Origin of the sequence: Sphingobium estronivorans, assembly GCF_008692605.1 — a bacterium.
GTDB lineage: Bacteria > Pseudomonadota > Alphaproteobacteria > Sphingomonadales > Sphingomonadaceae > Sphingobium > Sphingobium estronivorans.
The window spans coordinates 1-21,641 of the sequence record NZ_LFCT01000036.1 but is presented as its reverse complement, the minus strand read 5'-3'; the positions used below and the strand labels follow the sequence as shown (position 1 = coordinate 21,641).

Here is a 21,641-nt window from a genome sequence, read left to right as displayed (position 1 = left end):
TGTTCACGCGTCATGCGGCGCGCCCTCTTTGCCATTCATTCCGAAAGCCTGCGGGCATAGCTTCTGGCGCGCTCGGCCCGTTGGACCTTGCGCTCGGCGGGGTTGACGAACTGCGTGCCGTTGGGCAGTTCCTGCTTCAACTGACCGAGCGCGACGACCTTCGACGCCCGCACGGCGTCTTCGGCCCTCGCGCCCGGAGGCAGCGATTGCCAGCGAACGGCGTAAATTCCGGCGGCATGGCCTTCAGGATCCAGCCAGTTGTAAACGCCGGGGTCTTTTTTCGAGATCACATAGGTGATGCTGCCATCCGCATTGGGTTTGGCCTGCGCGGTGCTGAGGCTGCTCGTACGGTCGGCATATTCATAGGCGACGCCCCAGGGATCGGTCAGCTGAAATCCCAGCGAAACCGCACCCAGCGGCGCGAGCGTGATGACCCAGGCCTGATCGTCGGCCAGGCTGAAATGGCCGGATGTCGAAAAGCCGCGCCCGCCGGGCCGCACGCGCGGCGTCACGATCTGGTTGGCGGACTTGGCAAAGACATATTGATTGTCATAGGCCACCCAATAGGGCGCCATCTGCGATAGCAACGTCGCCGCGCGGCGCGCGATCCGGTCGTCAGACGGCGGCGCGGTGATGGCGGGGCCGCCGACCCGCTCAATCTCCAACGCGACCGGATTCTGCGTTGCCCAGTCGGTGAACAGGTCGCGGACGACGAGCAGCGGCTTGCCATTGGCCGGGGTCTGGAGATGATTGGGCCGGCCATTGGCGGGTTCGCTGTCGACGGTGATGGTGAAACGGCCATCGGCGGCAATCTGCATCGCATCGCTGCGCAGCGTGGCCAGTTGCTTGCCCCCTTCCGCCGCCATCGCCGTGGTGCCGGGGATCGAATCGCGCAGTTCGAAATGCAGTTCCGCCGGGCCGGGCTTTTTGACTCGACCGTGAATGACATAGCGGGCCGCGCCATCGACCATGATGTTGCGGTAGACATTGTCGGGATTGTCGATCCCATAGCCCGATCGCGGCACGGCAAGGCCAGACCAGTCGTGCGGCGCGTTCACCACCCACATCACCGCTGGTCGGTCCGTGTCCTCGCCCACCGCATATTGGATCGCCGCCATCGCGATCGACCGGGCGGCGCGCTTGATCGTCGCCTTGCCGGTCGGGGTTTTCCCTTGCGGGTCCGCTGCGTACAGCGCCTCGACCCGCTGAATTTCCTCCACCATCGGCGGGCTTGCCAATATCCGCAGGGCCTGGGCTTCCAGCTTGATCTGGCGGGCATTGCCGAGGGTGCTGGCCTTGGCGGGCATGGCGGCATGGGGCGCGGGTGCGGCCGACGCGGGCGTCGACAGCCCCAATCCCATCGCCATCGCCATCGCCAGCACGGGTACGGCGCAGGCCGTATGGCTCATCATCCGACGATCAGGCATCATTGATAACTCCAATATAAGAGGGGATTGGGGCCGCAGGATCAGAACCGTATGCCCAGCGTGAGGCCATAGGTTCGCGGATCGGGGAAATAGGCGGTGATCAACCGCTGGAGGCTTGCTCCGTAATCGATGAAGAAATTGGGGTTCTTCTCATTGAGCAGATTTTTCCCCCAAACCGACAAGGTGCCCTTGATACTGCCCATCGGGATCTGACTGAGCACGGCACGCGCGCCGAGCATCACGCGTCCGGGCGTACGGACCAGATAGGCGGCGGTCTGCGTCGGCGCGGTCGGCACGATCGGCAAGGGCGACACATAATATTCCGACGTCATGTTCAGATCCGCGATCAGGTTCAGCTTGCCCATATCCGTTTCCATCGCGGTCCAATCCACGCTGGTCGACACGGTATATCGGGGCGCATGAGGAAAGGCACGATTGTCCGCCACATTCGCGCCATTATCCAGATATTGCAGGAATTTGCTCTGAAGATAGCCCAGTCCCGCCTGAACCGTCAGCCGATCGTCGGGACGGGCCACGGCTTCGATCTCCACGCCGCGAATTCGCGCCTTGCCCGCATTCACGAGGATGCTCGACGCGGAGATGCCGGGCAGGAAAACCGACAATTGCAGATCGCTCACATCGTTCTGAAAGGCTGCGACATTCAGCTGGAGGCGGTTGTCGAGCAGCCGCGATTTGAAACCGACCTCATAGGTATTCTGGACCTGCGGCCTGAACACCCGCCGCACGTCGGCGGTCGTGTTGGCCGTGGCGTTGAACCCGCCGCTGCGAAACCCTTGGGCGTATCGGGCATAGACATTGAGGCCCGGCCCGAATTCATAGGCCAGCGTCGCGGTGGGCGAGACTTTCTCAAATGTCGCAGGCGGCGTCGCGCCAGCCGGCAGATTGATGACGACGACAGGCCCTGCCGCCGTCAGGCGCGCAAGATAGCGTTCGACCGTCTTTTTCTCATGCGTATAGCGCAGGCCGCCGGTTAGGGTCAGGGCATCGGTGAGTTTATAGTCGAGCTGCGCGTAGGCGGCGTAGGCCTTGGTCGTGAACGCGTAATTGGTCTCAGTCCGAGACAGTCCACTCAGGAAGGATTGAAAACTGTCGGTATTACCCTTGTCGTCGAAATAATAGGCGCCCAGGACATAGTTGAGCGGCCCCGTCTGCCCGGTCAGTTGAAGTTCCTGGCTGAACTGGCGATAATGGGAATCGCGGGTGGCGGTGGCAAAGGGAACCGGCGTTCCGTCCAGATCCAGCGCCTGCGGCGAATTCTGCTTGCGCAACGCCGTGATCGCCTTGAACGTGCCGATCGCGCCCAGATCCAGCGTCGCCGTCAGGGCATGGCCCCAGTTGCGGCTATTCTCGAAATTGGGGCTGTCGAAACTGACATTCTGAACCCGCCTGCGCGGCAGGATGTAAGGCGCCAGCGATCCCGTACCCGACACCGGCTGCGCATAGCCCGTCTGCATCTTGATGTCGCTGATGTCGAACACATAATCCAGCGTCAGCGCCTCGAACGGTTCGGCGCGCACCTGGATCATCGCACTCTTGGAATCGAGGCTGTTGGCTTCGTCGGTGAAGGCGTTGCCGCGCACATGATAGAAGCCGTCCCGCTTGGCGATCTGCCCCGATATCTTCGCGCTGAAGATGCCAAGGCGCGGCAGGTCGATCGAGCCGCGCAGGCGCCAAAAATCATAATTGGCATAACTGGCCTCGATCCGGCCGTTGAACTCGCCGCTGGGCTTGCGCGTCACCAGATTGACCGCCCCCGCGACGGCGTTGCGGCCATAGAGCGTGCCCTGCGGGCCGCGCAGCACCTCGATCCGCTCGATATCCGCGATATCGAACAGCGACCCCTGGGCCTTGGCGATATAGACGCCGTCCATGTACAGGCCGACCGACGGCTCGAAATACAGCTGCGGATTGCCCTGCACGCCGCCCCGGATCGAGATGATCGAAGAGGTCTGGCTGTTGGCGGCGGTATCGATCTTCAGATTGGGTGCGAGAGCGCTGAGATTGTTGATCGACGTAATGTCGCGCTTTTCCAGAAAAGCGGAGGACAGCGCGGAGATGGCGATCGGCACGTCCTGCAAATTCTGTTCCCGCTTTTGCGCGGTGACCACGATTTCCTCAAGGCCGAGCGCCGGGGCGGGGCCATCGGTTACAGGAGCAGCGGGCGCGACGGGCGGCTGCACCGCCGCGCCATGGGGTCTGGGCGTGTCGCGCATCGCAATGACATAGGACCGACCGGCGCGACGATAGGTCACGCCCGCGCCGTCGAGCAGGCGGCGGAGCGCCGCCTCGGACTCCAGCGATCCCGAAACGGCCCTCGATCGCTTGCCGACCAATGCTTCAGGCGAGAATATGACCTGCTGGCCCCCCTGGAGCGCGAACTGCTGCAATGCGCTCGACAGCGGCTGGGCGGGCACATTGTAGGATTTGGGCGCGGCCTGCGCCGGACTTGCGACCATTCCGGCCGCACTTGCGCCGGCCATCAGCATGAACAACATTTTCATCCCGTCCCCTCCATTTTGCCGGGCGGTTTCATTGACCGCCTTGCTCCTGTAGAGGCAGGCTGGCGCCCGAACCTCAGCAGACGCTGAAAATTATTTTTGGCGGAGGACGAGGCTACCGTCCGGTTCCGTCCGCGCCCGAGCCAGATTGAGCATCGCGACAGCCTGCACGAAGCTGTTGACGTCGCCCGCGTTCAGCACCGCGCTGAGGCGCTTCTCGCCCGTCCCGTCATCGGCAAGCGCGATGGTCCGGTCGGTATAGCGGTTGATCTCGGCCACGACGTCGGACAGGCGCGCATTGTCGAACACCAGTTGTCCATGCAGCCAGGCGGTGGCCTTTCCAGTATCGATCTGACCAGCGCGCCAGCGGCCATCGGCCGAGGCCAACAGACGGCTGCCGGCGGTCATCTCCACGGCATGCCGCCCCTCGTTCGACCGGCCCCTCACCCGCACCCTGCCCTCGACGAGGACGACGTCCAGCCCGTTGCCCAGCGTGTCGACGGAAAATGCCGTTCCAACTGCCGTTACCGATCGCCCTCCAGCCGAGACGACGAACGGTCGGCGTGGATCGTGGCTCACCTGAAAATAGGCACGTCCCTTTTCGATCTCGATGGCGCGGTGGTTGTCATCGATGGCGACGCGCACCGCCGAGTCGGCATCCAGCTGGATGGTCGAACCGTCGGCCAACGCGATCGGCAGGCGCTGACCCGTCGTGGTGGCGAAGCGAAGACTTTGCGCGGGCACGGGGTCCGGGACAAAGGCATATTGATAGAAGAGCCCCATCCCGAGGATCAGAATCAGGAAGGATGCGGCAATCGCGCCGAGGCGCCGGAAATGCCGCACCCGGCCATTGCGCCGCGCCTCCTCGCGAAAAGCGAGCAAATGAGGATCGTCATGCAGCCCTTCCACGGCGTGCCACAAGCTCTCGACTTCGGCAAAGGCCGCCGCATGGGCAGGGGTCGCAAGCCAGCGATCCAGCGCCCGCCTGTCCGTCCCCTGCATGTCGGCCGATCGCTGGCGCGCGAACCAGTCTGTGGCCTCAGCCATGAGGTCATCCGCCAGACGCGACGAAAGCTTATGATCGCTCATCGGCTGCGCCCCGTCGCCTCGATCAGAATGCGCAGCGCCGCCGCGATGTGCTTTTCAACGGCGCTCGTAGAGACGCCGATCTGCCGGGCGATTGCCGAATAGGTCATGTCCTCGAAGCGGTGCATGAGGAAAATATCGCGGGTGCGCAACGGCATGGTCTCGATGGCTTGAAGCACCTGACTGAGGGCCTCCTTGTCCAGCAGCCGTCTGTCCGGCAGCGGCGCTGCATCACAAACATGCTCTGCGTCTTCCATCGGGCCATCAGCGGCCGTGCGGCCGCCATGTTTCCAATGACGAGCCAGCACATGACGCGCGACGGTGAAGAGATAGGCTTCGTTGTTCTCGATCGGGCTTGCAGCCCTGCGTGCCTGGAGATTGACGAAGACGTCCTGGACGAGATCCTCGACATGTTCGCGCGGCACCCGGCGCTGAAAGAAGCGCCGCAGGGCGGGCAGAAAGCTACCCGGCGACGAGAGGGGCGGGCTCGAACGATCTCTGGACGCCTTCATTGCTGATCGTAACCAAGCGACATGGTTGCCCGTCCTCTTTCGGCCCACGACCGATCACAGCCGGTCCTCTATCCTAGAGGCAGCTTGCGCAAAACCCCTCAGTGAAAAAGACGACGAAACGCAATTGTCCTGTTTCGCCGGTCATCATGGGGCGTCCAAGGCTGTCAGGGTCGGCCGTCCGGTTCTCCGCATCCGATGGTCCAGAGGCCGACCGGATAGCGCGCGCGTTCGGCCAGTTGAGCGGCGAGACCGGCGGCGTCCACGCGCTTGGACCCGGCGGGTAGCAAAGCGGGAACATCGCGCAGCTTGACCAGCCTCGCGCGCACGAACGGCCCCGCGCCCCGTTCTGCTCCGCTTTTCCCGTCCATCCTTCAGGTCGGGATGCGCTTAACACCCTGTCCAAATTTCCAGCACCACCTCACCGGATAGATGGTCCCACTCCTAAATTTGATATGCAGGCATATTAATTTTGAATGGAGCGATCGGGAAAGTTGCCAATCGACCGCCGCGCAGCCTATCCCTTCTGCATGAACAGCAGCCGCCTCAAGCAGATGCCCGGTCATCTGATCCGCAGAGCCAATCAGATATCCTCCGCCATCTTCAGCGAGGAAATGGTGGAATATGAACTCACCGCCGTGCAACTCATCGCGTTGGCCACAATCATCGACCGGCCGGGAATGGATGCGACCAGACTGGCGGAATATATCGATTTCGACAAGGCTACGATCGGCGGCGTAATCGAAAGGCTTGAACGAAAGCGCCTCGTTGAACGGCGGGTCAGTCAAGCCGACAAACGCATCAAGGAGCTTGTCGCCACACCGGCGGGACGAGCATTGGTGTCGGTTAGCATGCCCCACATCGAACGCGTGCAGGAGCGCATTCTCCAGCCCCTTTCATCCGGAGAACAGGCCCAGCTCATGTCCCTTTTAAAGCGTATCGTGGCAGGATTCGCCAACAGCCCCTCAGACGCAAAATGAGATATTGACTGTATACATACTAAATATGTAATTTGCCCTCTGTGGCTCATGAAAAGCTATTTTCTGAGTCGGAGGGCAATATGGTCAGTAAACCAATCATTATTTCTGGCGGTGGCATTGGCGGATTGAGCGCCGCGCTCGGACTGGCGAAATTCGGATTCCGATCCGTTGTTCTTGAGCGCGCCCCGGTCATTCAGGAAATCGGCGCCGGTATCCAGTTGGGACCCAATGCTTTCCATGCATTCGACTTCCTCGGCATTGGTGAGGAAGTTCGTCGCACGGCGGTATATGTGGACCGGCTTCGCTTGATGGACGCGCTGAGCGCTGAGGAAATCGTTTCCATCTGGCTGACGGAGGATTTTCGCGCCCGTTACGGCAATCCCTATGCGGTGGTTCATCGCGCCGAGCTTCACGCCGTCATGCTGCGCGAATGCCAGGCGAACGAGATGATCGACCTCCGCGTCAACAGCGAGGTCATCGGTCATGAGCGCGACGGCCATGCTGTCGAAGCCCTCCTTGCGTCGGGCGAGCGCGTGCATGGTAGCGCCCTGATCGGTGCGGACGGGCTGTGGTCAAAGATCAGGCAGCAACTGGTCGGCGACGGGGCACCGCGCGTGTCCGGGCATACCACCTATCGGTCCGTCATTCCGATCGAGGCGATGCCCGAAGAACTACGCTGGAACGCCGCGACGCTTTGGGCGGGCCCAAAATGCCATATCGTGCATTATCCGCTGTCGGGCTGGAAATCGTTCAATCTTGTCGTCACCTATCATAATCATGCGCCGGAACCGGTCGCGGGCGTGCCGGTCGATCATGACGAGGTGCTCAGGGGCTTCGAACATGTCCACCCCAAGGCCCAGCAGATCATCCGCATTGGCAAGGACTGGAAGAAATGGGTGCTGTGCGACCGCGAACCCGTGTCGAACTGGATCGATGCCAACGTCGCACTGCTCGGTGATGCGGCGCATCCCACGATGCAATATCTCGCGCAAGGCGCATGCATGGCGATGGAGGATGCGGTCGTCCTGGCGATCGAATGCGCGGCATCGCCTGACGATATTCCTTCTGCGTTTCAACGGTATCAGGCGCGCCGCTCGTTGCGAACAGCGCGCGTCGTGCTTCAGTCGCGGCAGGTAGGCGATCATATCTATCATCCGTCGGGCGCCCACGCGGCGCTCCGCAACCAGATCATGCAGGCCAAGACGCCTGAGGATTGGTTCGAGACGCTCGACTGGCTTTATGCCGCCGAAGACATTGTCGCTTTGCCCCGGAGTCTTGAGCATGTCTGAATCTCTTGCCAATGATCAAAACGCACAGCTTGCAAATCTCTACGATCAAATGCGGCCCAGCCATCTTTACCCGCTTTGGGAAGTGCTTGGCGCGCTGGTGACGCCCACGCCCCAAACAGACGCTGTTGCCGTTCGCTGGTCCTATGCGGACGTCCGCGAATATCTGATGCGCGCTGGCGACCTGATCAGTGCCGAACAGGCCGAACGCCGCGTCATCATCCTTGAAAATCCCGGCCTGGAAGGCCAGAGCGCGATCACGCCGCGGCTTTATGCGGGGCTCCAACTTGTGCTGCCGGGTGAAATCGCGCCCTGTCATCGGCACAGCCAATCGGCATTGCGCTTCATCATGGAAGGCGATGGCGCCTATACCGCCGTTGACGGCGAAAAGGCCTTCATGAAGCAATATGACCTGATCCTGACGCCGAACTGGCGCTGGCATGATCATGGCAATCCATCGGACCGGCCTGTCATCTGGCTCGACGGCCTGGACATTCCAACGATCCGCGCGCTTGATGCCCAGTTCGCCGAACGGCTCGATCAACCGAGCCATCCCGAAACCTTTCCCGCCGGAACCAATCGGGCCAGTTTCGGCCGTGGCCTGCGCCCCTTACAGGCTGGCAGCCAGCGGATCGAGACGGTGCGCGAGCCCCTGTTCCATTACCCTTATGCAGAGTGGCGGGCGGCGCTTGCCGCCATGGCCCAAAGCGACCGTCCGGATCCCCATATCGGCCACGCGCTCGAATTTCTGAACCCTGCCACGGGCGGCGCGGTCATGCCCACAATCTCTGCCCATGTCCGCCTGCTGCCGGCCGGCTTCGAAACCCGTCTGCGGCGATCGACAGAGGGCGCCATCTTCACGGTCGTGGAAGGCAGGGGAGAAGTGGAAATCGATGGCGAAGTCTTCGCCCTGGCAGAGCGCGATGTCGTCGTCGTGCCTAGCTGGAAGGCGGCACGCTGGCGAGCCACTGACACGCTCGTCCTCTTCGCTTATTCTGACCGTGTCGTGCAGGAAAAATTGTGCCTTTATCGGGAGTCTTGTGAATGACCCTTGTTTTCGAACCGCAGTCACCCACGCTTGTGCCGACATCGACCGGGGAGGCTTTCCCGGTGCGTCGCATATTCTGCATCGGGCGCAATTATGAGGATCATGCCAAGGAAATGGGCTTCAAGGCCGATCCGGAAGCACCCTTCTTCTTCACGAAATTTGCCGAGACCATCGTTGGCGACGGGGCGACGATCGCCTATCCCCAAGGCACGGCGAATTTTCACTATGAGGTCGAACTGGTCGCCGCCATCGGCAAGGCAGGACGGGATATCGCACGCACGGATGCGCTCTCCCATGTCTGGGGCTATGCGGTCGGGCTCGACATGACCCGGCGCGACCTGCAGATGGAGGCACGAGGCAAGGGCCGCCCCTGGGATGCAGGCAAGAATTTCGAGGAATCCTCACCGCTTGGCCTCCTGCATCCCGCCGCCGCTTCACTTGGAGACGCGACCAAGGGCGAAATCCGGCTGACCGTGAACGGTGAAGTGAAACAGCAGGGCAATCTGGCCGACCTCATCAACCCGCTCGACCGGCTGATCGAATTTCTTTCGACACTTTATACCCTGCAACCGGGCGACCTGATATTCACCGGGACCCCCGCCGGCGTAGGGCCGGTCGTGCCGGGCGATGTCATGACTTGCAGCATCGAGGGTCTGTCATCGCTGACAATCACCGTTGGGGAGTGAGCGCCATGACTTCCAATGAAAATGTCAGGCTGCACGGCTTTTTCCGTTCCAGTGCATCCTGGCGCGTCCGTATCGCGCTGGCGCTCAAGGGGCTCGACTATTCGCAACGCAGCTACAGGTTGCGCGAAGGTGAGCAGCGGCAGGAAGCCTATTTGCAGCTTAATCCACAAGGGCTGGTGCCAGCGCTGGAAATCGACGATCTGCTGCTGACCCAGTCCCTGGCGATCATCGAATATCTGGATGAAACCCGGCCGGGCGCGTCGTTGCTAGGCGACAGCCCGGCCGAACGGGCGCGCATCAGGGCTTTTTCGCTGGCGATTGCCTGTGAGATCCACCCGCTCCAGAATATCGGCGTGCTGAACCGCATTCGGGCACTCACGGGAAGCGCCGAAGCATCAGCCAGCTGGGCGCTGGATACCAACCGGGATGGTCTGGCCGCCTGCGCCGCTATGCTGCCGCGCGATCGGGATCGGTTCTGCTTTGGTGATCGGCCTACCATAGCCGACATCTGCCTGATCCCGCAAATGGCCAATGCCCGACGGTTCGGCGTGGACATTGTCTGGGATAATCTCGCACAGATCGAGACGCATTGCCTGTCGCTACCGGCCTTCGCCGATACTGCGCCAGACAAGCAGCCCGATTTCCAGCCCTAGGCATCGGAGCGGCGCGGGTCATTGACGCCCATGTCGCACCGCCTTTATGTCCCTTGGATGCGACGGCGATGGCCGGGCGGTGGGGGAAGAGATGCCGATGGACAATTCCAAGATGCTACGGCTGGTCAATCTCAACCTCCTGCCGGTGCTTCGCCAGTTGCTCAAGACCCGAAGCGTCTCGCGGACCGCTGAGGATCTCAACCTCACCCAATCCGCCATCAGCGCTTCGCTGCGCAAACTGCGCGAGCTGTTCAGCGACGAATTGCTGGTCATGCGCGGCCGCGAAATGGTGTTGACGGAGCGGGCCGAAAATCTGGTCGCACCGCTTGAGGCCCTGATGGCATCGGCCGAACATCTGATCGGCATACCTGAATTCGATCCAGCGACCGAAAAGCGGATGTTCCGGATCGCCTCCGCGGACTATATCACGGCGCTGATCGCACCCGGCCTCTTGCCCTATCTGGCCGAGCATGCGCCGGGAATTTCAATCCAGATCGTGATCGGCGGCCCCCGCACGTCACTCGACATCCAGCAGGGCGTCATCGACCTCATCATAGCCCCCGATCAGATCGCCGAATGGCTCAACATGCCATTCCAGGAACCTGACTCCCCCTTCGACCACGAAATCCTGCTGCACGACCGGCTGGTCTGCATCGCCGCGCAGGACGACCCCGATATTGACGATCGGATCGACATGGCGACCTATTTGTCGAAACAGCATGCATCCTTCTATCTGCGTCGCGAAATTCACGCGAGCGTCGAGATCGAAACCATGCAAAGACTTGGGCTCCATCAGAAGAACCAGCTTTTCTTGCAGGAATTCACCCTGCTGCCGATGATCGTCGCGGCGACGCGGAACATCGCCGTCATTCCAGAAACCATCGCCAATATTTATGCGAAGGTCCTGCCGATCAAGGTGTTGGAGCCGCCAGTCGAGTTCGAACCCATCAAGCTGGCGATGGTCTGGGCCAAATCGCAATCGCGTAAACCGGCGCATAGCTGGTTCCGGGACGCTGTGCGAAAGGCGATCCGGCAGAATGGCGACTCCTGATCCTCAAGCCTCGATCGCTATGCCGCCCATGCCGGTCCACCAGCTTTCCATCGGCTCATAATAGAGGGTTTTCGCTTTCGCGCCGCCAAGGGCGCCGAGCATGATGATCCAGTTGATGAGTTCGACCCCGCCATTGCCGGATCGGGCTTCTATGTCCTGAATGGAAAGGCCGGTCAGCGCGTCGGCATCGCCCGCCTCGAACCGTTCGAGGAGCCAGCGGTCAAATTCTTCGTTCACGTCGCCCTGCCGTTCGACACCCACCCAATGGGACATGCCGCCAGCGCCCAGAACCACGACACGTTCATCGGCCGGACGGTGCTTTTCAATATAGTCCGCCAGCACCTGTCCCAGCCGATAGCAGCGTTTCGCGGACGGCACCGGGCGCATGTCGACATTGGTATAGAGTGGGACGACGGGGCGCACGCCCTGCGGACTGGCGAACAGAGCTGGGATCGCCATCCCGTGATCGAAGCGCACAGCACGGACGACGCCCATATCATAATCGCACGCACTGGCGTGATCGACGAAGCCCTGGGCGAAATCCGCTTCACCCGGAATGCTATAGTCGTTCGGGATGCCAAGGTCTCCGAACGCCGTATAGCTCGCACCGATGCCAACGACGAACGGCGCCTGGAACTGCGTGTTGAAATTGATCATGTGATCGTTGCTGACAATCACAACGATGTCAGGCGAAAGGGCGTCGATGCGGCGCCCGATTTCCTCCATGCCCGCGAAAACCGCATCCGCCTGCACTTCGTGGCCAGCGCGCGAAAACAGCACATGCGATGTGGCAAAGCCACCGACAATCTTGCCCATAAGTCAGTTTCCCTTGCCAGGCAGCCTGGCGAAATGCGCGGGATCGATGGCAAGAAAACCCCTTACCCGCTCGTTTGTCAGCAGCGTCCAGGGCATCAGCAGATGCGGATGGATGCCGAGCGCCCGGATCGCCGCCGCGTCGCCGGACCGGAACGGTGCGCGTTCGGCCTCGCTCAATCCAAAGCGATCGTAAACCGCTTCCGGATCGGTCATTATTCCGCCGGCCACCGTCGGATCATGCGGGATGGATTGCAGCATCTGGTTGATGTGGAATGCCCGTGGCTCGGTCAATGGCTTTACCATGCTTTGCGCTCCTGTTCCCGGTTCAGAGGATCGCGACCTGATTCGGCGCGCCCAGGGTCACGGCGCCCGCATTCGCGCCCATATGCACCGCATCCATGGTGATGTGATTGCCACCGGCCAGAATATCGCGGACATATTGCTGCAGGTCGCCGTTAAGGGCGATGGCCCGCGCGCCGGAGCGACGGAACAGCCGCACAACCGCATCGACCGCGCTGCCCCCCATTTCGGCGCAATAGGCCATATATTGCGCCCGCCTTTCGACCGGCGTCACAATATTGGCGTCGATATCGGCGTCGATCTCCCCTGTCATGCGATCAAGCAAGGCAAGGCAGGCCTGGATATCGGCATCGACGGCTGCCAGCGTCTGCACGACGAAGCCATCCTGCGCCAGTTCGGCGCCGGTGAAGGAGGCTCGCTTGCCCCGCACACCTTCCAGATACACGTCGCGCGCGCCCATCGCCATGCCGATGATGGCAGAGACCACCCCGAAGGAGAACAGCGTGCCGAACGGATATTTGTATGAGGAGGCTGTGAAATCCTTGAGGCCGACATTGTCGCAGTTGAGCGAATCCCGCATCGCATGGGTGCGGTGGTCGGGCACAAATGCCTTTTCCAGCAGCAGATCCTTGCTGCCTGTTCCCTGAAGACCAAAGGTGTTCCAACTTTTGTCGTCGATGGCATAATCCTGTCGTGAAACCAGGAATACGCGATATTCGCGCTCACCCTCCGGCAAGTCGACCCATCCGCCGAGGAATGCCCAATCGCAATGGTCGCAGCCGCTGGAAAATTTCCAGCGACCGGATAGCTCATATCCGCCATCGACCTTTTTCGCGTCGCCAAAGGGGACATAGGAGGATGAAACCCGGATGTCAGGGTCGACGCCCCACAACTCGTTCGCCACGCGTTCGCCCAGCAGCGCGACTTCCCAATTGTGAACGCCGATCACCATCAATACCCAGCCGGCAGCAGGAGCACCGCGCGCCACCTGATGCAGGACGCGCAGAAAAACGCTTGGGTGCATTTCATAGCCACCGAATGCCTTGGGCTGAAGAATGCGGAAAAATCCTGCATCGCGGAGCATGGCAATAGCCTCGTCCGAAATACGGCCCAGCCGGTCATGTTCACGCATGGTTTCACGCAGGCGGGGAATCATGGCAATAGCGCGGTCGACCAACTCTTGTGCGGTCGGAATCTGGGGAATGCTCACGGTATCGAGGGCTGTCATCTCGATTTCCTTTCAGGATTATCAGAGGTGCCTTCGGACTGTGTGTCCGTTTCAGGCGTTTTCGAGAAAATCGATGGCAACCCGGGCAAAGAGCTGCGGATGCTCGATCATCGCCCAGTGACCGCAATGATCCAGGAAGTAACCGGACGAATTCTCCAGAAGGTCGAGGAACTTGTATCCCTCGGTGAGCGGAACGACCTTATCGTCCTTGCCCTGGAAGACGAGAATGCGATTCTTTACCTGAGCGATCTCGTCATCCTCATAATAAAGCCCGCCCCGCTGCTTCACCCAGCCCATGGTCGCTCGATAAGCCTGCTGGATGTCAGGACGGCAGGAAAGCTCGTGCCGATAGGCGACCATTTCTTCACTGGGCATGAAACCGTCATGGGTCAGTGCGGCGATCATGCGACGCATGCCTTCAACCGTGAAATCATAATTCACAATGGCACCCAGCGCGGGATTGAGACCACGATTGAGACCAGCGCTGCCCATCAACACGGCGCTTCGCACAAGTTCGGGTCGGCGCATCGCTGCGCCAAGGGCGGTGGCGCCACCCATCGAATTGCCAACGACATCGACTGGGCCCAGATTCAACCCTTCGATGAACGCGATCAGCTGGGCGATCCGAGCGTCCTGATCATATTGAAACTCATCAGGCGAAGGCGCGCTCGAAAGTCCGAAGCCGACCATGTCATAGGCGAAGGTTCGAAACCGTCGCGCAAACAACGGAATGGCGTTCGCTCCCCAATTTCCCCAGGCGTCGGCGCCCGCGCCCCCGCCGTGGATCAGGATAAGCGGCCGACCCTCACCAGCAGCATAATAATGCGTCATGTATCCAAGGGTCGAAACCGTACCGGTTTCGACATGGCTGTTCTGGCTGTTCATGGCTCTCTTCCAACAAGTGGTCATGTTGATCCAGAGCCAACGTGGGTGAGACGGGTCTCCGGGACAGACGCAAGGCAAAACATGAGGGGATCAACAACACAAATTAATTCTTTGAAATTGTAATATCACTTCAATTGATGGGTAGATGCTCATCCAGCATGAATGAAAGTGATATGAGCAATTTGTAATATGACATTGATTCGTCCCGTCCGTCGTAGATACCAATTGCGAAGATCGCGACGGACCGTGCGCCAAAGGAGCGCAACGGCCGAAACGGGCTCGATAAGCCGAGCGAGCTTAGGATGGGAGGGAATGAATGACTTGGGCACCCCTAAACAAGCGCGGTTTGCGCGTCATGTCATGGATGGTCGCCTGTTCGGCACCGGCACTGGCTGCAGCGCAGACGCAGGACGCCGCCGACAGCCGAGCTTCTTTCGGCGAAGAAATCATCGTCACAGCACAGCATCGTGAACAGACCCGACAGGATGTTCCCATCTCGGTCGCGGTTACAACAGGCGCCAGCCTGCGCGAAACAGGCACGCAATCCCTTGAGGATTTCAGCCTGACGACACCGGGGCTTCAGGTCAGCGAAGGCGGAAATACGAACTTCCTCAGCTTGCGCGGCGTCAGTTCCGGTGCAGATGCAGGCTTTGAGCAGTCCTTGGGGACGTTCGTCGATGATGTCTATCGGGGACGCGCTCGCTACACCAAGGGCAATTTCGTCGATATCCAGCGGGTCGAAGTTCTACGCGGACCCCAGAGCACCTTTTTCGGGATGAACACGATCGCGGGTGCGCTCAACATCACGACGGCGAAGCCTGGCGCGCATAATGACGGCTATATCAACGCTTCCTACCTTCCCGCTTTCGATGAGTGGAATCTGGAAGCAGCAACGACATTGCGCGTTTCGGATACGCTGGGCGTCCGGCTTGCAGGCCGGTACAATAAATCGGACGGCTATATCCAGAACAGGTTCACGAACAAGGACGAGCCGCGATCGAAAGACTATTTCGGCCGCGTGACCCTGCTTTGGGAACCGTCAGCCGATTTCGACGCCACTTTACGCGTGGAAGGCGGCAACTCGCACGAAAACGGGTCCGTACCCGCCGAAATCCTGTCCTGCCCACCCGCCGCACCCTTTACGCCCAGCGTCGGTTGCGCGCTGTCGATCGGCACGCCGGGTTTCGAGGATGATCTCAACTATAGCCTTAGCCGCGATCCCACCTTCTCCGACACGGATTTCGGCGAGGCAGCCCTTACGATGAACGCGCGCCTCGGCGCGCTGACCCTGACCAGCGTAACTGCTTATACCGGCTATGATTACACCAATGTCTTTGATCTCGACAACACTTCGGCCCCTTCAGTCTTCGTTCCGGGTGCAACGCTGTTCGAAGCCGACCAGCGCGAGAAATATCGTCAATTCTCCCAAGAATTGCGCCTGACCTCTCCGAGCGGCGGTACGTTCGAATATATGTTGGGTGCCTATTATCAGAAGGGCAAGATCGACTGGCGCAATACGCTTGGCCTCAATTTCATTCCCTTTGCCATGATTCCCCCGCTGGCGGGGCGCATTGCACCGGGTCAGGCGGTCGGACAGAATTTCTTCAACAAACAGCGCGACGAAGTCTTTTCGGCGTTTGTTTCAGGAACGCTGCATCTGAACGATCGGGCGCGGGTCAATCTTGGTCTTCGCTACACCGACGTGACCAAGAAAGTGCACAAGGGCGAACAGGTGGGCTTCACAGATCCCGATACGGCATCCTCGCTGCCTTATCTGGAGTCCTTCGCGCCGTTTGCCGATCCGGTTACGGGCGCCATTGCCGCAGGCGTACTCGGCATCGATCTCTTCGACACGAATATCCGTAAACGGAATGACGACTGGATGCCGTCAGTCAGTCTCCAATATGACCTGACAGACGATGCAATGGTCTATGCCAGCTATGCGAACGGTTTCAAGGCGGGTGGATTTTCGTTCGCGACGCATACTCTTGGCGGCGATGCAAATGGTGACGGAACGATCAGCCAGCAGGAGCTTTACGATCCGATCACGTTCGAACCGGAATCCGTCGATGCCTTTGAACTCGGTCTGAAGGCACAATGGTTCGACCGGCGGCTCACCACCAATCTTGCCCTTTTCCACAATAATTACACCAACCTTCAAAAAAGCCTTCTGGTCGCGGGCACCTCGCTCACCTTCGTCGTCGGCAATGCCGCGAAGGCTGTCAGCAAGGGCGCCGAACTTGAACTCGACTGGCGCGTGACGGACAGGCTGAGGCTGGGCGGTTCGGTTTCCTATCTCGTGTCCAAATATAAGCGCTATCCGGATGCGCCACCCACGGCGCTCCAGACGCTCAATGGACAAACCTCGCAGGACCTCGCCGGTCGCCCGACACAGCGCGCGCCCAAATGGAGTGGCACGGTCAATGCAAGCTATGTCCAGCCGATCGGGACGCTGGAGCTGAAGGCATCAACGACGCTCTTCTTCACCGACAGCTATTTCCTTGCGGACAGCCTTGACCCCATGCTGAGCCAGAGTGGCTATGCGCGGCTCGACGGGCGCCTGTCGCTTGGGTCGCCCGCGAAGGGGTGGGACCTGGCGGTCATCGGTTCCAACCTCACGAACCGCAAGATTTCCAGCTGGTGCTATGATACGCCTGCAACGCTGGGCTCCTATTCCTGCGTGCTGGAGCGCCCGCGCAATGTGAGCTTCCAACTCAGCTATCGCTGGTAGGCAAACAAGCCGGGGCGCCGCCGGACGAGGACGTCCGGCGGCTCCCATCCAGATTTCAAGGCAAAACATGGGACATAAAATGGATCGAAGGTCATTCGTGCAGGCGATCGGAACGGCCGGAGCGCTGGCGGCGCTCGGCGGCAACGGATTGGCCATGGCCCGCTCTTCCGTGAAACGCCCAAACATCATTTTCATCATGGCGGACGATCTGGGCTATGCGGACCTTTCCTGCACCGGCTCCTCGCATATCAGGACGCCCGCCATCGACAGCATTGCCCGGCGTGGCGTGCAGTTACGACAAGGCTATGCCAACAGTGCCATCTGTTCGTCGACCCGGACCGCCTTGCTCACCGGCTGCTATCAGCAGCGCTTCGCGGTGGGGCTGGAGGAACCCATCGCCCTCAATGCGCCGCCCGGCATTGGCGTTCCGCGCGACCGGCCGACCATCGCATCGGCTCTGCGCGACACAGGCTATGCAACGCATCTGATCGGCAAATGGCATCTTGGCGAACCGCCTGACCATGGTCCACTATCGCATGGCTATGACAGTTTCTTCGGCATTGTCGAAGGCGCCAGCGACTATTTCAGGCACAAGATCGTCATTGAAGGCAAGGAAATCGGCTTCGGATTGACCGAAGGCAATGTTCCGGTCGCGCAGGACGGCTATCTTACCGATGTATTGGGCGACCGTGCCGTCAGGATCGTCGAGCAGGCGGCGGGCAAACCCTTTTTCATGAGCCTGCATTTCACAGCGCCCCACTGGCCCTGGGAGGGACGCGAAGACGCCGCGCTCGCCCGGACACTGGAATCTTCCTTCCATTATGACGGCGGAAATCTTGCCACTTACAAGGCCATGGTCGAGGCTATGGACCAAAATGTCGGAAAACTGCTCGGCGCGCTCGAACGGACCGGACAGCTCGATAATAGCATATTGGTCTTCACCAGCGACAATGGCGGCGAACGCTTTTCGCAGACCTGGCCCTTCACCGGGATCAAGGGCGAGCTGCTGGAAGGCGGCATACGCGTGCCCCTGTTGGTGAGCTGGCCGGGGCAAATAACGGCCGGCTCACATAGCGAACAGATGATGATCTCGATGGATTTCCTGCCAACGCTGCTTGCGATGGCGGGCGGAAATCCGGCGACTGCGGGCCGGTTCGACGGAATGGATCTGTCAAAGCAATTGCTGGGCAAGGCGCCGCTGGTCGACCGGACTCTCTACTGGCGTTTCAAGGCCGGCGAGCAGGCCGCCATACGCGAAGGGAATTGGAAATATCTGAAGCTGCGTGGCAGAGAGATGTTGTTCGATTTTTCGGCTGATGAACGAGAGCGCGCCAATCTGTTCGACGCGCATCCTGACATGACGGCAGCGCTCAAGAGGAAATGGGATAGCTGGAACGCCCAGATGCTTCCCTATCGCGTCGATGGCTACAGCGAGGATGTCACCAAAATTTATCCCGATCGGTTTTGAAAAATTGGTTCAACGCCTTCAACGACTGATTCAGTAACCGGCGATCTGTATTCACTTGGGCTGTCACAAAACCAGGCGGGCCAGCAACATGCTCGACCGAAGCCGATAGGGATTCGCCCCTCTCTTTTGGAGAGGGGCGTAAAAGTGTATCAGAAGTTGTATTTCACGTTAATGCCGTAAGTGCGTGGGCGGCCATAATATCCCAGTGCCAGTCCGCCGAAGCTTGGCCCGAAATTAATACCGCTGATCCGGTATTTTGTATCAAATACATTATCCATCCAGAAGGATATCTCTGCAGTCCCGCCATTCATCTTTATATCGGAGACATTGTAGCGGACGTTGACGAGATCAATTGCATCTGGTTTGACAATATTCGCGTTCTGTCCAAGTCGTGGATCAATGGTTTTGGAATAGGGATATTGGTAATAGGCGTCCGAATGCCGATAGTCGATAATCAGATGTCCGGTCGAGGAAGAGCCTTGCCACAGGCGCGCGTCCGCACTCATGCTTGCCGTCAGTTTTGGCGCTGAGGGCACGGCGCGATCATTCGCAACATTCACGCCGAACTCGATATACTCCCTGAATTTGGCATCCAGATACCCCGCAGCGCCGTCGAGTCGCAGCCAGTCCAATGGACGGGCCTGCATGTTCAATTCCAGCCCACGGACGCGCGCCTTGCCCGCGTTGCGGATCACCGTCTGTGCGGTGCCCCCGGCCACCGGCACAAACACGCTCAATTGCATATCCTTGTGATCGTTCCAGAACGCCGCGGCGCCAAGGTTCAATTTGCCGTCGAACAGGCGGAGTTTCGACCCAACTTCATATTCATCCACCGTTTCCGGCTTGAACGGAATGAGAAGCTCCGCCGCAGTCGGGGCGACGAGATTGATGCCGCCGCTTTTAAATCCGCGCGCATATTTCACATAGATATTGGCGTCGTCGGTAAAGTCGTATTTTATCGAAACCATCGGCGTAAACGCATCGAAGGTTTTTTCCGCCATCGTTCCCGGCGGGATGGTGAAACCGGTGCCCTGCTTGAACGACGTGCGATCGCCTTTCTTGGTCTCGCGGCTGTAGCGCAGCCCCGCTGTCAGCGTGACAGCGTCGGAAAGCATACGAGGGACGTAATCAAACTGCGCATAAGCGGCATAAGCATCGGTTCCGTAGCGGAAGCTATTGATGACAGTGGTCGCCCCGCCGAAATATTGCTGATGCCCTGTATCGTTCCCCTTGTCCCAGAAATAATATAGTCCGGTTGTATAGGTGAGGTTGCCAGCCGTTCCCGCAGCTTGAAGCTCCTGGGAAAAGGACTGGTAATGACCAAAATAGTCCGTGGCCGCCACCAGCAATGGCGATCCGTCCAAATCGATGGAGTTGTCGGCATCCATTTTACGATAGGCGGTGATAGACTTGAATGTCGTATCGCCAACATCCCAGCTGGCTGTCAGGCTGTGGCTCGTTAACTTGAGATTGTCGAACGGCTTTTGACCGAATGGGCCGCCATCGATGATCGCCGTCAACGAAAGCCCCGGCGGTTGCAGGTAAAGGTCGAGCGGCAGGCCTAAATATTGCCCGCCGACCTTGCCGCCCACATAAGCGGGCGCTGCGGGGTCGAATATGCCGCCAGGGTTGAGGTATTCGAGCTTGCCATATTGCATCAGGCTCTTCGTGTCGTTGTAATCGAATGCATAATCGACCGTAAGGTTGCTGGCGGGCTTCAACCGGACGGCAACTCGGAACGCCTTGGTGTTAAGGCTATCCAGTTCGTCTACAGAACGGGCGCGAGCATTTCGGACATTTCCAAAAGGATTGGCTTCGACATCGACCGTGCCGTCACGTTTGTCGATCACGCCGCTGAGCTTTATACTGAGAGGACCCAAGGCTGGCAGGTTCAAGCTGCCCCTCGCATAGCGTCGTCCGAAATTCCCAATGCCAAGCTCCATCTTCCCGCCCAACTCTCCGGTGGGCTTTTGGGTAACGAAATTGATCGCGCCGGCCAATGTATTGCGGCCATATAGCGTGCCCTGCGGGCCGTTGAGCACTTCCACCCGTTCCAGATCGGCAACGTCAAAAACCGACCCCGCGGACTTGCCAATGAATACACCATCCACGTAAAGGCCAACAGCCGGATCGGTGAACGGTTGAGGCTGCCCCTGCACCGCACCACGAATACTGACCTGCGTATTCGTATTATAGCCGACCGAGTAGATTTTCACATTGGGAGCCAGGCCGGACAGGTCGTTCAGGTCGCTGATCTGGCGATCTTCAATGAAGGATCGGTCATAGGCCGCAATCGATATCGGAACATCCTGCAGGCGCTGTTCGCGGCGCTGCGCCGTAACGACGATATCCTGTATCCCTTGATCGGCGGACGTCCTTTGGGACGGCGACGCGTTCTGGGCAAAGGCGGGCGCCGCCGTCACGGAGAGGGCAAATGAGTAAGCGAGGTCTGACGGCCGCCTTGCACGGCGCCCATTCGCGGGGATGATTGCCGCTCTTTGAGCGGGGTGGCCGGTGTCGGACGAGATTGAGGATTCAGCGAGCGGCGCAGCGACTACTCATACGAGCGGTCGTATGAGTAGTCGGATAGAGATCGTTAGCCGTGTGTCAGGCCGGCGGCGGTGGACGGTAGAGCAGAAGCTGGCCGTGCTGCGGGATGCATTCGGGCCGGAGGGCTGCGTGCGCGCGGCCTGTGAACGCCATGATGTCGGCAGCGGCTCGATCTACACCTGGCGGCGCCAGGCGATGTCCGGTGAGCTTGCCGGGGTTCGCAAGTTGGCCGAGCCGGCATTTGCGGAGGTGCAGATCAGCGAGCAGCTAGCCTTACCCGCCCCAACGGTCGCGGCGCGCAGCGGCGGCGTGATTGGCATCGAGTTGCCGTCGGGTATCAGGGTAAGCGTGGATGCCACGGTCGATGCCGATGCCCTGTCGCGGGTGATCGGCATCCTGACGCGATGATCCCGCTGCC

General features: G+C 60.0%; 19 protein-coding genes. 9 read left to right on the top strand and 10 right to left on the bottom strand.

Annotated features, from left to right (window positions below; translation table 11 throughout):
- Nucleotides 1–35 precede the first annotated feature (35 nt).
- The 5 genes from F7P65_RS20390 to F7P65_RS20370 form a co-directional block, all read right to left on the bottom strand.
- The gene (locus tag F7P65_RS20390) at nt 36–1,430 is read right to left on the bottom strand and encodes a DUF1214 domain-containing protein (RefSeq protein ID WP_150295136.1); all 1,395 of its coding nucleotides are present in this window, start codon (nt 1,428–1,430) and stop codon (nt 36–38) included.
- A gap of 38 nt (nt 1,431–1,468) precedes the next feature.
- Nucleotides 1,469–3,949, bottom strand: a complete 2,481-nt coding sequence (locus F7P65_RS20385) for a TonB-dependent receptor (RefSeq protein ID WP_150295134.1) — start codon at nt 3,947–3,949, stop codon at nt 1,469–1,471.
- Between the two features lie 90 nt (nt 3,950–4,039).
- Nucleotides 4,040–4,993 (bottom strand): FecR family protein, encoded by a 954-nt coding sequence (locus F7P65_RS20380; RefSeq protein ID WP_162854731.1) that lies wholly within the window; start codon nt 4,991–4,993, stop codon nt 4,040–4,042.
- Between the two features lie 38 nt (nt 4,994–5,031).
- A complete protein-coding gene (locus tag F7P65_RS20375) occupies nt 5,032–5,544 on the bottom strand; it encodes a sigma-70 family RNA polymerase sigma factor (protein WP_150295156.1) in 513 nt (170 codons plus the stop codon).
- A 164-nt stretch (nt 5,545–5,708) separates the two neighbouring features.
- Nucleotides 5,709–5,870: a hypothetical protein gene (locus F7P65_RS20370; protein WP_162854730.1), complete on the bottom strand. Its 162-nt coding sequence runs from the start codon at nt 5,868–5,870 to the stop codon at nt 5,709–5,711.
- A gap of 201 nt (nt 5,871–6,071) precedes the next feature.
- On the opposite strand from F7P65_RS20370, the gene F7P65_RS20365 reads away from it, so the two are divergent.
- From F7P65_RS20365 to F7P65_RS20340, 6 genes are all read left to right on the top strand, one after another.
- Nucleotides 6,072–6,521 carry a MarR family winged helix-turn-helix transcriptional regulator gene (locus F7P65_RS20365; protein WP_150295127.1) on the top strand — a complete coding sequence of 150 codons (450 nt, stop codon included), beginning with the start codon at nt 6,072–6,074 and terminating at the stop codon, nt 6,519–6,521.
- An 80-nt stretch (nt 6,522–6,601) separates the two neighbouring features.
- Nucleotides 6,602–7,810, top strand: coding sequence for a 3-hydroxybenzoate 6-monooxygenase (locus tag F7P65_RS20360; RefSeq protein ID WP_150295125.1), 1,209 nt, complete (start codon nt 6,602–6,604; stop codon nt 7,808–7,810).
- Nucleotides 7,803–8,855, top strand: a complete 1,053-nt coding sequence (gene gtdA / locus F7P65_RS20355; RefSeq protein WP_150295123.1) for a gentisate 1,2-dioxygenase — start codon at nt 7,803–7,805, stop codon at nt 8,853–8,855. The genes F7P65_RS20360 and gtdA overlap by 8 nt, the downstream gene beginning before the upstream one ends.
- On the top strand, nt 8,852–9,541 hold the full coding sequence (locus tag F7P65_RS20350; RefSeq protein ID WP_150295121.1) for a fumarylacetoacetate hydrolase family protein: 690 nt from the start codon (nt 8,852–8,854) through the stop codon (nt 9,539–9,541). The genes gtdA and F7P65_RS20350 overlap by 4 nt, the downstream gene beginning before the upstream one ends.
- 5 nt (nt 9,542–9,546) lie before the next feature.
- Nucleotides 9,547–10,194: a maleylacetoacetate isomerase gene (gene maiA, locus F7P65_RS20345; protein WP_150295119.1), complete on the top strand. Its 648-nt coding sequence runs from the start codon at nt 9,547–9,549 to the stop codon at nt 10,192–10,194.
- 97 nt (nt 10,195–10,291) lie between these two features.
- A complete protein-coding gene (locus F7P65_RS20340; protein ID WP_162854729.1) occupies nt 10,292–11,245 on the top strand; it encodes a LysR family transcriptional regulator in 954 nt (317 codons plus the stop codon).
- A gap of 3 nt (nt 11,246–11,248) precedes the next feature.
- On the opposite strand, the gene F7P65_RS20335 is transcribed toward F7P65_RS20340, so the two are convergent.
- Genes F7P65_RS20335 through F7P65_RS20320 form a run of 4 tightly spaced genes read right to left on the bottom strand, consistent with a single transcriptional unit; the run spans nt 11,249 to nt 14,420 of the window.
- Nucleotides 11,249–12,061 (bottom strand): DODA-type extradiol aromatic ring-opening family dioxygenase, encoded by an 813-nt coding sequence (locus F7P65_RS20335; RefSeq protein WP_150295115.1) that lies wholly within the window; start codon nt 12,059–12,061, stop codon nt 11,249–11,251.
- A 3-nt stretch (nt 12,062–12,064) separates the two neighbouring features.
- The gene (locus F7P65_RS20330) at nt 12,065–12,364 is read right to left on the bottom strand and encodes a hypothetical protein (RefSeq protein ID WP_150295112.1); all 300 of its coding nucleotides are present in this window, start codon (nt 12,362–12,364) and stop codon (nt 12,065–12,067) included.
- 22 nt (nt 12,365–12,386) lie between these two features.
- The gene (locus F7P65_RS20325) at nt 12,387–13,589 is read right to left on the bottom strand and encodes an acyl-CoA dehydrogenase family protein (RefSeq protein ID WP_150295110.1); all 1,203 of its coding nucleotides are present in this window, start codon (nt 13,587–13,589) and stop codon (nt 12,387–12,389) included.
- Between the two features lie 51 nt (nt 13,590–13,640).
- Complete coding sequence (locus tag F7P65_RS20320; RefSeq protein ID WP_240334419.1) at nt 13,641–14,420, bottom strand: alpha/beta fold hydrolase; 780 nt, start codon at nt 14,418–14,420, stop codon at nt 13,641–13,643.
- 370 nt (nt 14,421–14,790) lie between these two features.
- Between F7P65_RS20320 and F7P65_RS20315 the strand changes: the two genes are divergently transcribed.
- Entirely contained in the window at nt 14,791–17,205 is a 2,415-nt protein-coding gene (locus tag F7P65_RS20315) for a TonB-dependent receptor (RefSeq protein WP_150295106.1), read from the top strand.
- Nucleotides 17,206–17,284: 79 nt separating this feature from the next.
- Nucleotides 17,285–18,673, top strand: a complete 1,389-nt coding sequence (locus F7P65_RS20310) for a sulfatase-like hydrolase/transferase (RefSeq protein WP_240334416.1) — start codon at nt 17,285–17,287, stop codon at nt 18,671–18,673.
- 149 nt (nt 18,674–18,822) lie between these two features.
- Here the strand turns inward: F7P65_RS20310 and F7P65_RS20305 are convergent, their stop codons facing one another.
- On the bottom strand, nt 18,823–21,096 hold the full coding sequence (locus F7P65_RS20305; RefSeq protein ID WP_150295102.1) for a TonB-dependent receptor: 2,274 nt from the start codon (nt 21,094–21,096) through the stop codon (nt 18,823–18,825).
- A gap of 151 nt (nt 21,097–21,247) precedes the next feature.
- Between F7P65_RS20305 and tnpA the strand changes: the two genes are divergently transcribed.
- Nucleotides 21,248–21,631 carry an IS66-like element accessory protein TnpA gene (tnpA, locus tag F7P65_RS20300; RefSeq protein WP_037543215.1) on the top strand — a complete coding sequence of 128 codons (384 nt, stop codon included), beginning with the start codon at nt 21,248–21,250 and terminating at the stop codon, nt 21,629–21,631.
- Nucleotides 21,632–21,641 lie beyond the last annotated feature (10 nt).

Bases quoted from the DNA above. Each gene is read 5' to 3' on its own strand.
- F7P65_RS20310 (WP_240334416.1), top strand. From the start codon at position 17,285: ATGGATCGAAGGTCATTCGTGCAGGCGATCGGAACGGCCGGAGCGCTG.
- F7P65_RS20390 (WP_150295136.1), bottom strand. From the start codon at position 1,430: ATGATGCCTGATCGTCGGATGATGAGCCATACGGCCTGCGCCGTACCC.
- F7P65_RS20320 (WP_240334419.1), bottom strand. From the start codon at position 14,420: ATGACGCATTATTATGCTGCTGGTGAGGGTCGGCCGCTTATCCTGATC.
- gtdA (WP_150295123.1), top strand. From the start codon at position 7,803: ATGTCTGAATCTCTTGCCAATGATCAAAACGCACAGCTTGCAAATCTC.
- tnpA (WP_037543215.1), top strand. From the start codon at position 21,248: ATGAGTAGTCGGATAGAGATCGTTAGCCGTGTGTCAGGCCGGCGGCGG.
- F7P65_RS20325 (WP_150295110.1), bottom strand. From the start codon at position 13,589: ATGACAGCCCTCGATACCGTGAGCATTCCCCAGATTCCGACCGCACAA.
- F7P65_RS20375 (WP_150295156.1), bottom strand. From the start codon at position 5,544: ATGAAGGCGTCCAGAGATCGTTCGAGCCCGCCCCTCTCGTCGCCGGGT.
- maiA (WP_150295119.1), top strand. From the start codon at position 9,547: ATGACTTCCAATGAAAATGTCAGGCTGCACGGCTTTTTCCGTTCCAGT.
- F7P65_RS20385 (WP_150295134.1), bottom strand. From the start codon at position 3,949: ATGAAAATGTTGTTCATGCTGATGGCCGGCGCAAGTGCGGCCGGAATG.
- F7P65_RS20315 (WP_150295106.1), top strand. From the start codon at position 14,791: ATGACTTGGGCACCCCTAAACAAGCGCGGTTTGCGCGTCATGTCATGG.
- F7P65_RS20350 (WP_150295121.1), top strand. From the start codon at position 8,852: ATGACCCTTGTTTTCGAACCGCAGTCACCCACGCTTGTGCCGACATCG.
- F7P65_RS20360 (WP_150295125.1), top strand. From the start codon at position 6,602: ATGGTCAGTAAACCAATCATTATTTCTGGCGGTGGCATTGGCGGATTG.
- F7P65_RS20335 (WP_150295115.1), bottom strand. From the start codon at position 12,061: ATGGGCAAGATTGTCGGTGGCTTTGCCACATCGCATGTGCTGTTTTCG.
- F7P65_RS20380 (WP_162854731.1), bottom strand. From the start codon at position 4,993: ATGGCTGAGGCCACAGACTGGTTCGCGCGCCAGCGATCGGCCGACATG.
- F7P65_RS20365 (WP_150295127.1), top strand. From the start codon at position 6,072: ATGAACAGCAGCCGCCTCAAGCAGATGCCCGGTCATCTGATCCGCAGA.
- F7P65_RS20330 (WP_150295112.1), bottom strand. From the start codon at position 12,364: ATGGTAAAGCCATTGACCGAGCCACGGGCATTCCACATCAACCAGATG.
- F7P65_RS20340 (WP_162854729.1), top strand. From the start codon at position 10,292: ATGGACAATTCCAAGATGCTACGGCTGGTCAATCTCAACCTCCTGCCG.